13 protein-coding genes are annotated in these 13,590 nt (G+C 53.8%); 9 read left to right on the top strand and 4 right to left on the bottom strand.

The window, feature by feature from the left end; translation table 11 throughout:
• Window positions 1-12 precede the first annotated feature (12 nt).
• Together KE531_03725 and KE531_03720 are read right to left on the bottom strand one after the other, a co-directional pair.
• On the bottom strand, window positions 13-1,215 hold the full coding sequence (locus KE531_03725) for a hypothetical protein (GenBank protein MBR9952737.1): 1,203 nt from the start codon (window positions 1,213-1,215) through the stop codon (window positions 13-15).
• Between the two features lie 122 nt (window positions 1,216-1,337).
• The gene (locus KE531_03720) at window positions 1,338-2,681 is read right to left on the bottom strand and encodes an MATE family efflux transporter (protein MBR9952736.1); all 1,344 of its coding nucleotides are present in this window, start codon (window positions 2,679-2,681) and stop codon (window positions 1,338-1,340) included.
• A gap of 780 nt (window positions 2,682-3,461) precedes the next feature.
• On the opposite strand from KE531_03720, the gene KE531_03715 reads away from it, so the two are divergent.
• The 8 genes from KE531_03715 (at window position 3,462) to KE531_03680 (ending at window position 11,283) form a co-directional block, all read left to right on the top strand.
• Window positions 3,462-4,202 (top strand): creatininase family protein, encoded by a 741-nt coding sequence (locus KE531_03715; GenBank protein ID MBR9952735.1) that lies wholly within the window; start codon window positions 3,462-3,464, stop codon window positions 4,200-4,202.
• An 18-nt stretch (window positions 4,203-4,220) separates the two neighbouring features.
• A complete protein-coding gene (locus tag KE531_03710) occupies window positions 4,221-5,048 on the top strand; it encodes a carbon-nitrogen hydrolase family protein (GenBank protein MBR9952734.1) in 828 nt (275 codons plus the stop codon).
• A gap of 14 nt (window positions 5,049-5,062) precedes the next feature.
• The gene (locus KE531_03705) at window positions 5,063-5,716 is read left to right on the top strand and encodes an RraA family protein (GenBank protein ID MBR9952733.1); all 654 of its coding nucleotides are present in this window, start codon (window positions 5,063-5,065) and stop codon (window positions 5,714-5,716) included.
• Window positions 5,717-5,798: 82 nt separating this feature from the next.
• Window positions 5,799-7,367: an ABC transporter substrate-binding protein gene (locus KE531_03700; protein ID MBR9952732.1), complete on the top strand. Its 1,569-nt coding sequence runs from the start codon at window positions 5,799-5,801 to the stop codon at window positions 7,365-7,367.
• An 82-nt stretch (window positions 7,368-7,449) separates the two neighbouring features.
• Window positions 7,450-8,418: an ABC transporter permease gene (locus tag KE531_03695; protein MBR9952731.1), complete on the top strand. Its 969-nt coding sequence runs from the start codon at window positions 7,450-7,452 to the stop codon at window positions 8,416-8,418.
• Window positions 8,419-8,494: 76 nt separating this feature from the next.
• Window positions 8,495-9,328, top strand: coding sequence for an ABC transporter permease (locus KE531_03690; protein ID MBR9952730.1), 834 nt, complete (start codon window positions 8,495-8,497; stop codon window positions 9,326-9,328).
• 11 nt (window positions 9,329-9,339) lie between these two features.
• A complete protein-coding gene (locus KE531_03685; protein MBR9952729.1) occupies window positions 9,340-10,320 on the top strand; it encodes an ABC transporter ATP-binding protein in 981 nt (326 codons plus the stop codon).
• 3 nt (window positions 10,321-10,323) lie between these two features.
• The gene (locus tag KE531_03680; protein MBR9952728.1) at window positions 10,324-11,283 is read left to right on the top strand and encodes an ATP-binding cassette domain-containing protein; all 960 of its coding nucleotides are present in this window, start codon (window positions 10,324-10,326) and stop codon (window positions 11,281-11,283) included.
• 123 nt (window positions 11,284-11,406) lie between these two features.
• Here the strand turns inward: KE531_03680 and KE531_03675 are convergent, their stop codons facing one another.
• Together KE531_03675 and KE531_03670 are read right to left on the bottom strand one after the other, a co-directional pair.
• The gene (locus KE531_03675) at window positions 11,407-12,111 is read right to left on the bottom strand and encodes a hypothetical protein (GenBank protein MBR9952727.1); all 705 of its coding nucleotides are present in this window, start codon (window positions 12,109-12,111) and stop codon (window positions 11,407-11,409) included.
• A gap of 43 nt (window positions 12,112-12,154) precedes the next feature.
• Window positions 12,155-12,736: an AAA family ATPase gene (locus tag KE531_03670; GenBank protein MBR9952726.1), complete on the bottom strand. Its 582-nt coding sequence runs from the start codon at window positions 12,734-12,736 to the stop codon at window positions 12,155-12,157.
• Window positions 12,737-13,037: 301 nt separating this feature from the next.
• Between KE531_03670 and KE531_03665 the strand changes: the two genes are divergently transcribed.
• Entirely contained in the window at window positions 13,038-13,562 is a 525-nt protein-coding gene (locus tag KE531_03665) for a nitroreductase family protein (GenBank protein ID MBR9952725.1), read from the top strand.
• Window positions 13,563-13,590: the final 28 nt, after the last annotated feature.

The following is a 13,590-nucleotide window of genomic DNA, read 5'->3' as shown; positions in this document are numbered from 1 at the left end:
ATGGCCGCCTCCTTACCGTCTCCCGTATTTTTTGAACACATAGCCGAGGCCGCCTGCGACGCAGACAATGATGACGATGGCGACAAAGCCCCAGATGGTGCTGGTCTTTACGGAGACGCGGAATTCTGCCGTATCAGAGGTGGAGGTCTCCGAATTCCTGGCCGTAAACGAGGTGACATAATCGCCGGTGATGGCGTCGGAGGACGGCTTCACATGGGCGATAACCTGGGTGGTGGCGCCGGCTGCGATGGAGTCGATGGAGTTGTCTTCGAGGTCAAAGGTGACAGTCCAGCCGCTTGGCGCCGATGAGGTTAAGGCCACATCTGTCAGATCGACGTTTCCCGTATTTGTCACGTTTAAGGTCACGTCGGATTCACTTCCGGCATGGGCGTCAAAGCTTAAGCGGCCGTCGGGTGTTTCCAGCTTTAAACCGTATGTACCGGTGATGACGGCCTTTAAGTCCACGGACAGGGTTTCCTGGGCGGAGACGGCGGAACAGGAGATGTCATATTCGCCGGAGGCGATGTCGGTCGGCGGGACGACAGACACGTTGATGCCCTTGCTTTCGCCGGATTCCACGTCGATGCCGGCAATTTTTGTGGATTCACCGGAGGGCGTGAAGGAGACGCTCCAGCCGGCCGGTGCGTTGGAGGACAGGCTGTATGACTGGGTTGTCAGGCCGTTGTTGATTAAGGTTGTGCTGAAGCTGAAGCTGGTGCCGGAGGCGCCTTCCTGCTGCGGGTACTCGGAGGTGAAGCTGCCTTTTCCCTCTTCCTTCTCAGAGATTGTGAAGGTGATCGGAAGGGAGGCGGACATGCCGGGCGCAGAGGCGTCGATGACGGCCGTGTACGTGCCCTCGGCCGTATCCTTCGGAACGGTCAGATGGAGCGTGAGCGTTGTCCCGCTTCCGTCTCCCGGCACATGGACTTTATTTACCTGGTAGCTGCCGCCCTGGAGATAGCCGTCCCAGCCCTCGGGGCTTTCGGTGAGGGCGACGTCTGCGTCGACGCCGGCCCCGCTGGCGTTTTCTAAGGTGACGGTGATGCTCAGGCTGTCGCCCGGCTTCACGGACATTCCCGGGTAGCTTGTGTGAAGGGAAAGCCCTCCGTCGGCGCGCGCCGGGAATGAAGAGAACAGAATCAGAATTGCGGCCATGAAACATGTCATGGCCATAAAGACTTTTTTCTTATGCAGTTGAATTCCTGCTGCTTGCATGATAGGTTTCCTCCTTTTTTCACGCCGATACGGCGTTCTTTTTTCATGATTCTCATTATAGGAGCGAAACCTTTAGTGAAGATGTAATAAGTTTGAAAGATGTGTGAAAGAACAGCCGTCTTTCACGAACCAAAACGGAGCAGGTCGTTTTTTCTGACAACGTAATAGGAAAGCCCTGCGATGTCAGCGAGAGCCCATCCGATGGGCACCGACCACCAGATCCCGACGACGCCGACGGCCGGGATGGCTGATAACAGGTAGGCCAGGGCCACGCGTGTCCCGAGGGAGATGACCGTCAAAACCACGGACATGCCCGGTTTTCCGAGGGCCCGGTAGAGGCCGTAGAGCAGGAACAGGCAGCCGATGCCGCAGTAGAAGGCGCCTTCGATGTGAAGGTAGCGGATTCCTTCGGCGACGATGGCCGTCTCGCTTTTGTCGATGAATAGAAGCATTAACGGCTCTGCGAACATCCAGACGGCGGCCGAGATAACGACGCAGAACAGGACGGAGGCGGCGACGGCGCCTTTTAAGCCCTTGCGGATCCTGTCTTCTTTTTTGGCCCCGTAGTTCTGGGCGATGAAGGAGGAGAAGGCGTTTCCGAAGTCCTGCACCGGCATGTAGGCGAAGGAATCAATCTTCACGGCTGCGGCAAAAGCGGCCATGACGGCGGGGCCGAAGCTGTTGACGAGCCCCTGTACCATGAGGATTCCCAGGTTCATGACTGACTGCTGGACACAGGTTAAAACGGAAAAGCCGGCGATTTCCTTCACGCAGGAAAGGCGGATCCGGCAGTGGGCCTTCGTGACCCGCAGATAGGGGCAGAAGATCCAGGTGTAGGCAGCGATGCCGATGCCGGAGACGTACTGGGAAATCACGGTGGCTTCGGCGGCGCCGGCCACGCCACGGTTTAACACCAGGACGAAAAATAAGTCCAGGACGATGTTTAAAACGGCCGACACGGCCAAAAAGGCCAAGGGAATCACGGAGTTTCCCACAGACCGAAGGAGCGAGGCAAAGTAATTATAGAAGAAGGTGGCTGCAATGCCGCAGAAAATGACAATCAGATATTCCCGCATGAGCCCCTGGATTTCTTCCGGCACCCGCAGGAAGTAAAGGATCCAGTCGATGCCGAGGAAGGCGGCCGCGTTTAAGATTACCGTCAGGGAGGCAATCAGGACAAAGGACGCGCACATGCCTTCTTTTAAGCCGTTTTCGTCTTTCTGCCCGAAACGGATGGAGAAGACGGCACTGCTTCCCATGCAGAGGCCGAGAAGAATCGACGTTAAAAAGGTCATCAGAGTATAGGATGAGCCGACGGCCGCTAGGGCATCGGCGCCGAGAAAGCGGCCGACAATCAGGGTGTCGGCGACGTTGTAGCACTGCTGGAGCAGGTTTCCGAGTATCATGGGCAGGGCGAAAAGCAGCATGGTTTTCATGACCGGGCCCCGGGTCAGATCTCCCTTCATTGGTTCACCAAACTTTCTTTATTTTTATGTGAAAATGCGTTCCGGGGACTATTATATCGGCGGGATGGGGGAATGTCAATGGGATGTGAACCATACTTGACAAACCGTCTATTTTCGATATAATGGAAATAGAAGAGGGCATTGCCGATAAGCGGTCAGCCCTGTTTCAGAGAAAGTTAATAATGCAGTGCATTAGAACCGTCACTTGGCAGAGTGGCGGTTTCTGCTTTTTACAACAATCGTTACGGTAAACCGCCCGATATGTAAAGTAATCCGCATGGCCTCACCCCCTTTCGGGTGATGTGGCTAACCGCCTACCGTATTTATCGCAATGCCCGTGCCCCTTATGGGGTAATGTTTATTCTACCTGGGACAAAGAACTTTGTCAATTGGGGCAGAAGAAAATACATGGCATAAACATAATTCTTTTCCCCTGTCTCGCTTCTGGCACCTGATTCATATCTTTTGTATTTATAATCCTACGGATCATGTGTATTCCCCAAAAACAAAGGTTTTATAACCTTCACTTATAATTCGGATTATGTAAAGAAGCATAGGTGAATTATAGCATTTACAAAAAGTGAAGTCAAGATTTTGTGACTGAAAAGACAAAAATCAGAGAAATTTGCATTAAATTATCGAAATAAGATAAATATAATCGTATATTTATTTTTAATTTAACTTCTCATAATCCGAATTATCTCATGAGAAATGCTTTTGTATGGAAATTTTTCACCGGGCATCCGGGTTATGAAGACAAAATTTTGAGGGAGGTTACATATGCAGACGTACAAGATACGCGAAATGAGCTGGACGGAGTTCGATGAGCGCAGAAGGCAGACGAACACGGTCATCATTCCCACCGGCGCATGCGAAATCTACGGGCCGCATCTGCCCATGGGCTCTGACGGGTTCGCCGCCGAGGCCGTCTCCGAGCGTGTGGCGGAGCGGACAGGGGCGCTCATTGCCCCGATGACGGAAATTGCCGATTCCGGCGCGCTTCTCGACTATCCGGGCACCATCACGGTTTCCACGCCGCTTTACCGGATGTGGATGGAAGAGCTCATTGACAACCTGATCGGCTACGGCTTCAAAAATTTCCTGTTCATCAGCGGCCATGCCACGAATGTGGGCATCATCACATCCTTAATGATCGAGAGGCAGCGGACGCGGGGCGTAAACTGGGCGCAGATCGACTGGTGGCGGTTTACGGCACAGCACGGCGACGACATTTTCGACTGCAAGGGGCGGATGGCTCACGGACATGCCAGCGAGTGCGGCACCTCGGTCATGCTGTATTTAAAGCCGGAGCTTGTGCACATGGATAAGGCAGCCTGCGTGGCGCCCCCGCCGGAGACGGCCGATTACGCGGACATCGTCCATTTCGTGCCCATGGCGGAGAAATCGCCGAACGCCATCGTCGGCGACGCCACATGCGCCACGAGGGAAAAGGGTGAAAAAATCGTGGCCCGCTGCGTTGACCGGATCGTGGAGTATATGAACGCCAAGTGGGACATTTAAAAAGGGGGCAGGAACATTATGATAAGAAAATACCAGATCGGCGTCGTCCAGATGGATACCAGGGACGACAAGGCGGCCAACTTAAAGGCAGCCTGTGAATTCATCGACGAGGCGGCGTCCAAGGGCGCAAAGCTCGTCTCGTTCCCGGAAGTCATGAACGTCATCAGCGACAATCCGCCGCCGCCCGAAGAGGTGCCTGGCGGGGAGACCATTTCTTTAATGGCCGAAAAGGCAAGGCAGCACGGCATCTACATTCACTGCGGCTCCATCGCGGAGGTCAATCCCGACGGCGACAGGAAATACAATACGACGGCCATGTTAAACCCGAAGGGCGAGTGCATCGCAAAGTACAGAAAGCTCCATACCTTTGACATCACCCTTCCCGACGGCACTGTGGCGAACGAGTCTGAGCGGATCAAGCCGGGCGATGAGATCGTGACCCTGGATACGGAGCTTGGCTGCTTCGGCTTTTCCATCTGCTACGATATCCGCTTCCCGGAGCTTTACCGCTACATGGTTTTAAACGGTGCACAGCTTTTGTTTACGCCGGCCAACTTCACAACGCCGACGGGAAAAGACCACTGGGAGGCAATTTTAAGATGCCGCGCCATTGAAAACAGCAGCTACGTGATTGCGGCGGCTCAGATCGGAAAGAAAAAGGGAGTCAGCAACTCCTTCGGCTCCACCATGGTGGTGGATCCCTGGGGAACTGTCATCAGCCGCGCTAGGGAGACGGCCTGCGTGATCATGGCTGATATTGACCTGGATTATCTGGACGATGTCCGCAGGCGTATGCCGGGGCTTGTGAACCGGAGAAGCGACGTCTACGACGTGATTAAGAAATAGAGGAGGGGTTTGTCATGGAATGGACAAAAGAGCTTGCCGAGCGGTTTTTAAAGACCGACCCGGCTACATACGGGCATTTTCTCGGAGTCGGATTTATGAATCCGAAGATGAAGCCCATCAACAAACATTCAAAATTAGTTGGGCCAGCTTATACGGTAAAGCTTTTGGGAAAGGACTCCTGTGCCCTTTATAAGGCCATCCAGGAGGCACCGAAGGGTTCTGTCCTCGTCATCGACCACAGCGGCGACGAGGTGTTTGCAAGCGTTGGCGAGATGGTTGCGCGCAACGCGAAGGCCATGGGAATTGCCGGCATCGTCATCAACGGCATGGCGACGGATTCTCTTCATATTGAAGAGATGGACTTTCCTGTATTCTGCACCGGCATTTCCGTGGCGACAACGAACGTATGGGGCGTTTCCGGCGAGTATGACATCCCTGTAAACTGTGCCGGCGCTGTCGTCCATCCCGGCGATATCGTGTTCGGAGACGCGGACGGCGTTGTGGTGATCCGGCCGGAGGGCATCGAGGAGATGCTTGTGAAAGCCGAGGCGGCAGCGGCCAGGGAAGTGGAGATGAGAAAGAAGTTTGCGGAAGGGATTCCCAGCTTAAAGAGTGTGGACGGCCTTCTGGCGGCCGATGTGCCGGCGTTTATCGCAGAGCACAGATAAAAACGGCAGGACATGCGCCGTCCCGGGACTCGCAGGTATCCCGAAAGACGGTGAAAAAAATCAGTAAAGGAGAATTGGTATTATGAAGAGACAGATTGCAGCCGCCCTCTGTGCGGCAATGCTTCTGACAGGCTGCGGCGGCGGAAATGCCCAGACCGCAGAGACAACGGCGGCCGGTGCTTCCTCCGGCGGAAGTACGGGTACGGAGACAACTGCCGCTTCTGCTGGAAGCGGGAAGGTGAAAGACACCATCGTCATTGCAAACCAGGAGGAGCCGGCGACCCTGGATCCCTGCTGCGGAAACGGCCTCAGCGTCAACCTGATCGACAACCTGATTTATGACAGCCTTGTGGATCGTGACTCCGAGGGCAATATCCTGCCGCGTCTGGCGACAGAGTGGGAGTTCATCGACGACACCCATATCCGTTTCAAGCTCCGTGAGGACGTGGTGTTCTCGAACGGAAACGCGTTTACGGCTTCCGACGTGCTGTTTTCTTTAAGACGTTCCCTGGATGAGCCGACGGCCCAGTCCACGATGGTTTGGTACGATCCGGACAATTCCTATGAGGAAGATGACCACACGGTTGTCCTTGCCATGTATGAGCCGTATGCAGCCGTCCTTTACGTGCTCGGCGGCGGCCGTACCTGGATCGGCGACGAGGAGACGATCACCGAGATGGGCGCTGAGAACCACGCCAGAATGCCGGTTGGTACAGGCCCCTACAAGATGGTTGAGTGGGTTTCCGGCTCCAGCATCAAGCTGACGGCAAATGAGAGCTACTGGGGCGAGCAGCCGGCAACGCCGAACATCGTCGTGAACGTCATCGCAGAGCCGACGAACCGTGTCATCGCTCTGGAGACCGGCGAGGCCGACCAGGCGCTTTACGTGAGCGGCAGCGACATCGAGAGAGTCAACGCCATCGACGGCTACCACATCGAGCAGGGCCCGTCGGAGAAATACTACCTGATTACCATGGCCATGGACTGCGAGAAGCTTTCTGACCTGCGCGTCCGCCAGGCACTCTGCTATGCCCTGGATAAAAATGCGCTTGTGGCCGGTTCCTTTGACGCTGGCGCCAACGTGTTAAACGGCTATTATCCGTCCATGGTGGAGGGCTTTAAGGACTTCGGCGAGTGGGATTACAATCCGGATAAGGCGAAGGAACTTCTCAAGGAAGCCGGATATGAGACAGGCCTTGAGCTTGAGCTCCACATCCTTCCGGGAACTGAGTACCAGAGAATGGCACAGATCGTACAGGCATACTGGGAGGCCGTCGGCGTCAAGGTCAACATCGAGCAGAGCGCCCTTGCAACCAGAGAGGCCCAGGGACCGTGGGAGACGTCCATCCGCGTTGCGACGGCAGACGAGATTTCCAACATCCTCATTATCTATGAGAAGGAATTCGGCTCCAGACTGGCGCCAAACGACGATCATCTGGATTCCATGCTAAAGGAATTAAAGACTCTCTACGATACGGACGAGAGAACTGCCCTTGAGGAAGAGATCCAGGATTACTTAGACGAGATACGCTTCTCCATCCCCTTTGCAGAGATCGACACGATCTACGGCGTCAGCGACAAGATCGAGAATTACGTCTATGACCGCCGGATCGACAGGCAGAACATCGTAGACTGGGTTGTTTACGAGTAAATGAGTAACCTTCATCGGGCGGGGGCCGGGCCGGTGTTTCGGTCGCCCGCCCGTTTTGTATATCTGGAAAGGAGATGAGTCCATGCTCAAATTCATCGGACGCCGGATCCTGATGATGATCCCGATCATGCTTGGAGTCGTCCTTCTCGTGTTCAGCATGCTGTATTTTTCCCCGGGTGAGCCGGCGAAGTACGTGCTTGGCGATATGGCGACGGAGGAAGACATTGCGATGTTCAACGAGGAAAACGGCTTAAACGACCCGTTCCTCGTGCAGTATGTAAACTACATTGCCGACGCCCTTCACGGGGATCTGGGCATTTCCTACACGACGAAGCAGCCGGTGATCGACGAGATCATTGCCAGGTTCCCGACAACCTTTAAGCTGACTATCGTGAGCACCCTGGTTTCCGTCGTTATCGGAATCACCCTGGGGATCATTTCGGCGGTCAAGCAGTATTCCATCTGGGACAACATCGTCCGCGTCATCGCCATGGTCGGCGTTTCCATGCCGAACTTCTGGCTGGGGCTTTTGTTAATCCTGCTGTTCTCCGTGCAACTCGGCGTTCTTCCGGCGGCCGGGATCACTTCCTGGAAGCACTGGATCCTGCCTGCCATCACCATCGGTACGGCGTCGTCGGCCGGCATCATGCGTATGACCCGCTCCAGTATGCTGGAGGCCATCCGTCAGGACTATGTGCGGACAGCCAGGGCCAAGGGACAGAAGGAAATGATTATCATCTGCGTCCATGCCTTAAGGAACGCCATCATCCCGGTTATGACGCTCATCGGCATCAACTTCAGCCGTATGCTCGGCGGTTCCGCCATCAGCGAGGTGGTGTTTGCGATCCCCGGACTCGGGAACCTGATTATCAGCGCCATCAACGTGAAGAATGCGCCGCTTGTGCAGGGCGGCATCCTGTTCATCGCCGTCGTCATGGCCTTCTGCAACCTGATCGTCGACGTGCTTTACGCCTATGTGGATCCGCGGATCCGCTCCCAGTACGTGAAACCAAAGGCTGCCAAAGCGGCTGTTAAGAAGGAGGCGGCATAGAATGAGCGATACGAAAAAGACGGCTCCGGCAGAAAATTACGCCGATCTCGGTGATTTTTCCATTTCCAGCCGGGGCATGGCAAAGGATATTATCAAGCGGTTCATGCGGAACAAGACGGCAGTCGTGGGACTTTTTATCATCGTTGTGCTGACGGTCTGCGCCCTGTTCCCGGCACAGATTTCCGACCCGGATTATGTGACGCTCCATCTGGACAATGCGTTTGCGGCCCCGTCGTCGGAGCACCTTCTCGGGACGGATGAGCTGGGGCGCGACATGTTTACGCGGATTGTCTGGGGCTGCCGGACGTCCCTCACCATCGGGCTTACGGCCGTGGCGGCCGCCTGCGTCATCGGCGTCGGCATCGGCTGTGTGGCCGGGTTTTACAGCGGCGTTGTGGACAACGTGCTCATGCGTATCATTGATATTTTCATGGCGGTTCCCAACCTGCTTCTTGGAATTTCCGTTGTGGCGGCTCTTGGAAGCTCCATGTCGAACCTGATTATCGCCATCGGCCTCGGCAGCATCCCGGCTTTCGCCAGGGTCGCCAGGTCGGCCGTCATCACCGTGAGGAACCAGGAGTACATCGAGGCGGCCAGAGCCACGGGGGCCGGCGACATCTGGCTCATGATTAAGTACGTGCTGCCCAACTCCCTGGCGCCAATCATCGTCCAGGTTTCCATGGGACTTGCCACGGCAATTTTAAACATATCGGGCTTAAGCTTCATCGGGCTTGGCGTCCCGGCGCCCACGCCGGAGTGGGGCTCCATGCTCTCCACGGGAAGAAGCTACATCCGTGACTATTATCATGTCATCACGTTCCCGGGCATCGCCATCATGCTTACGGTATTTGCATTCAATCTTTTCGGAGACGGCCTTCGTGATGCACTTGATCCGAGATTAAAGCAATAAGGAGGCTAAGAATGTCCGAGAACCTGTTAGAAGTGAAAAATCTGTCTATTCACTATACTGTCGACAAGTCGGTGGTGAAGGCAGTCAACGATATTTCGTTTACGATTAAAAAGGGCGAGGCTCTTGGCCTCGTCGGGGAGACAGGCGCGGGAAAGACGACGACGGCCCTCGGCGTCATGCGGCTTGTCCCCAACCCGCCGGGCAAGGTGGTTTCCGGCGAGGTGTATTATAACGGGGAAAACCTGTTTAAGAAATCAGAGGCGGAGATGCGGAAAATCCGCGGCGGCGAGATTTCCATGATTTTCCAGAACCCGATGACGGCCTTAAACCCGGTGCTCACCGTCGGCGAGCAGATTGCCGAGGTGATCCGGCTCCACAGCGATAAAAAGCTTTCCAGGGCGGAGGCGCTTATCAAGGCCACGGAAATGATGGAGATGGTAAACATCGAGGGACGCCGCCATTCGGAGTTCCCCCACCAGTTTTCCGGCGGCATGCGCCAGCGTATCGTCATCGCCATCGCCCTGGCCTGCAACCCGCATCTTCTTCTGGCCGACGAGCCGACGACGGCTCTCGACGTGACGATTCAGGAGCAGGTACTGGATCTCATTGAGAACTTAAGAAAGAAGCTGGGAACATCGCTGCTTCTCATTACCCATGACCTTGGCGTCGTGGCCGAGGTCTGCGACCGGGTGGCCGTCGTGTATGCCGGGGATATCGTGGAAAGCGGTTCCTTAGAGCAGATTTACAATGATACCAGACATCCCTATACCATCGGTTTATTCGGCTCCCTGCCGAACTTCAGCCAGAAGGTGCACCGGTTAAAGCCCATCGCCGGCATGATGCCGGATCCGTCACAGCTTCCGGACGGCTGTGCCTTCGCGCCCAGGTGTCCCCATGCGACGGACGCCTGCCGCCATGGCGTGATGCCGAAGGTGGAGGTGGCGCCGGGCCACATGGTGAAATGCATCATGATGAAGGAAGGAGGAAAATAAGCTATGGACAACATTCTTGAGGTGAAAAACCTGAAAAAGTATTTTTCTTCTTCCGGAGGGCAGCTTCACGCCGTGGACGACGTTTCGTTTACGATTGAGAGGGGAAAGACCCTCGGCGTCGTCGGCGAGTCTGGCTGCGGGAAGTCCACGCTGGGCCGTACCATCATCCATCTTTATGAGTCCACGGACGGGAAAATCCTGTTTGACGGCCGCGACATCACGCGCATCAGCCATTCGGAGATCAAGACGCTCCGTGAGGATATCCAGATGATTTTTCAGGATCCGTTTGCGTCGTTGAACCCGCGTATGTCGGTGGGACAGCTCATCGCCGAGCCGCTTCTCATCTACGGCAAGATGAAGGGAAGAGAGCTTGACCGCCGCGTGGCGGAGCTTATGGACACGGTCGGCCTTGCAAGGCGCCTCTCCAACTCGTACCCCCACGAGCTTGACGGCGGGCGCTGCCAGCGAATCGGCGTGGCGAGGGCTCTGGCGTTAAATCCAAAGTTCATCGTCTGCGACGAGCCTGTTTCTTCCCTGGATGTGTCGATCCAGGCACAGGTCATCAACCTGATGCAGGATCTTCAGGAGGAGCTGGGGCTGACCTACATGTTCATCACCCACAACATGGCCGTCGTGCGCCATATGTCCGACACGATCATGGTTATGTATCTGGGCATGATGGTGGAGTTTGCCGATTCGGAGGAAATGTTCCGCCGCCGGCTCCATCCCTACACCCAGGCGCTCCTTGCCGCTGTCCCGATTCCCGAGGTCGGCGAAAAGAAGGAGCGGAAGCTCATCAAGGGCGAGATCACATCCCCCATTGATCCGCCGGATGAGTGCCGGTTTGCGAAGCGGTGTCCCTATGCGAAGGACATCTGCTTTGCGAAGACGCCTGCGGCCGAGGAGGTGCTCCCAGGTCATTTCGTGGCCTGCCACAGGGCCAGGGAGTTAAACGGCCTGTAAGCTGTTGTTTTTCGTTCCTCCGAAAATGCACAAAGCCCCGGGCGGCGTTTGCCGGCGGGGCTTTTGCGGTATGGAAAAAGCTGCTGGGATTATGCGTAAAGAAGTTCTGGTGAATACATCTTTTTATTCGTAATAAGTTCTCTCTAAAAAATCATTTACAACACGTTCCATGGATTTTTGCAGTAATTCCCCCAGGAGCTGACGTGCCTGGTCTTTGTCCGAAAGCTGGGCGGTCTTACATTGACAAGGGCGGTTTGCCCAGGCATTTCCAAACTTCATAAATGAAGTTACCTTTGTCATGGTTTTTGCCCGGTGAATCCCTGCATCATATTGTATATGTTTGAGCGTTTTTGAAAGCTGAACATATTCATTCCACGTTACTATCTGCGCGGAAAATTCTAAGCGGGGAAGCAAACGGGAAAAGGACTGCTCGACTTGTGTTTTATATTCGCCAGCTTCATCTATCAAAAACGCGCATAGTTTATCAAATCGCACGCCTTGCTGTGGGTCATATAACGGACAGCCGAATTTAGACAGAATTGATGAAAACCGCTTCATATCGGCCCGCTCCATCGAATAACAGTCAAAACGAACCGTTTGTGGAGTTGCCGAAATCTGGAAAGAACCGCGCCCTTCTCTCTCGTAGTTGAATGGGTCAAGTGAAGTCCACTCGTGGAAGACTGCTGCTGTTTCTTTTAAGATGGCATCGATTGGAAGCTGTTCCAATCCCTCGACTTGCTCATTATCACAGCAGGCTTTTTGGTACACCATCGCATTATCCAGATATACGCCGCTTCGATATTTCCAAAAATTTAAGTCAATACTCATTTATATACTTCCTTCCATTCTTCGCTTATCACTAAATCTACAATTATAATTTTTCTATTGTCCTCACAATGATAGCAACATTTTCGTTAATACTTTTGGTTCCGTCCAATTTGACTTTGACACATTTCAATCTATTTGCACTTTCTTCGACCGTCTGATTACTTTTACCAGCTATAATATTTCTAAATGCTTTTTGTTGTTCATACATATCACCGCCTGGCATAACACGTGAACCGAATCGGATTTCTTCTCGATGCTGAACCCTTTTCACTCGTTCCTCAGTTGGTGCTTCCAAAATAAATGCTGCATCAACTGCCTCCAAAATATCTTTATCCCAGTTCATTGTTACACCAGATATAACAAACTGTGCATGCCTTTTTATTTCATCACGAATCATTTCTTGTACTTCTCTTTTTGAACGAGGCACAGAATACGGAATTTCTCCTAAATGCTCACATTCAACATCATATTGATGTTCAAGAATGGATTGCCGTGATTTCTTTTGTTCTGGGAAAAAATAATCCTCTAAATCAATTTCAAAGTAATTAAGATATTTACAGACCTCATGTGCAAGTGTAGATTTTCCACACCCATTTAATCCCATAATCGCAATTCCATGTACCATAAATTCTGCCCCCGATTTTTATTATAGCACTCATATACGAATTTCTCTATCATATTCCTAGTTGTCTGAATGGTATTTTCTCATATTTGGCCGTATCGCGTTACATCGCAAAGGGAAATGCAAATCTTGTTTTTTATATGAGAAACCTGCGGTATAATAACTGTGAGACGGTTATTGTACCTGTGCATTCTGGATTCTGCGTTCCCCGCAGAAATCCTGGTGCCAGGTTCCGCCGGAGGCCCATGGCCGCAAAGCGGACATAGTACAAGAAAGGAAACATATCAGGAGAGGAGTTAAGACTATGAAATTACTGGAAATGATGCAGAACCGGCGCAGTGTCAGGCAGTACACAAAAGAACCAATCCCGGAGAAACTTTTGACGGAAATTGTACAGGCGGGACTTCTGTCGGCGTCTGGCCGCGGGCTTCGCCCGTGGGAGCTTATCGTCGTGAGGGATAAGGAGATGCTGTTAAAGCTCTCAGAATGCCGGGCCGGCGCTGCAAAAATGCTTGCAAATGCCGCAGCCGCGATTGTGGTGATCGGCGATTCGGAGCTTTCCGACACATGGATTGAGGACTGTTCCATCGTCTTGTCCAATATGCACCTGATGGCTGACAGCCTGGGCGTGGGAAGCTGCTGGATCCAGGGACGGCTCCGCAGGACTCCGGAGGAGGAGACAACGGAGGAATACGTCAGGCGCTGCCTCGGTTTCCCGGAAAAATTCCGCCTGGAAGCCATTCTTTCCCTTGGAATGCCGGCAGCCCACGGGGCGGGGACGGAGCTTTCTGCCCTGCCAATGGAAAAGGTACACGACGGGAAGTTCTGAGAGGAGGTGCTCCCGGGTCATTTCGTGG

The sequence above is a fragment of the Eubacteriaceae bacterium Marseille-Q4139 genome (genome assembly GCA_018223415.1).
In the GTDB taxonomy this organism is placed as follows: Bacteria; Bacillota; Clostridia; order Lachnospirales; family Lachnospiraceae; genus CABSIM01.
The sequence above is the reverse complement of the archived record's forward strand: the minus strand, read 5'-3'. Positions and strand labels throughout refer to the sequence as shown.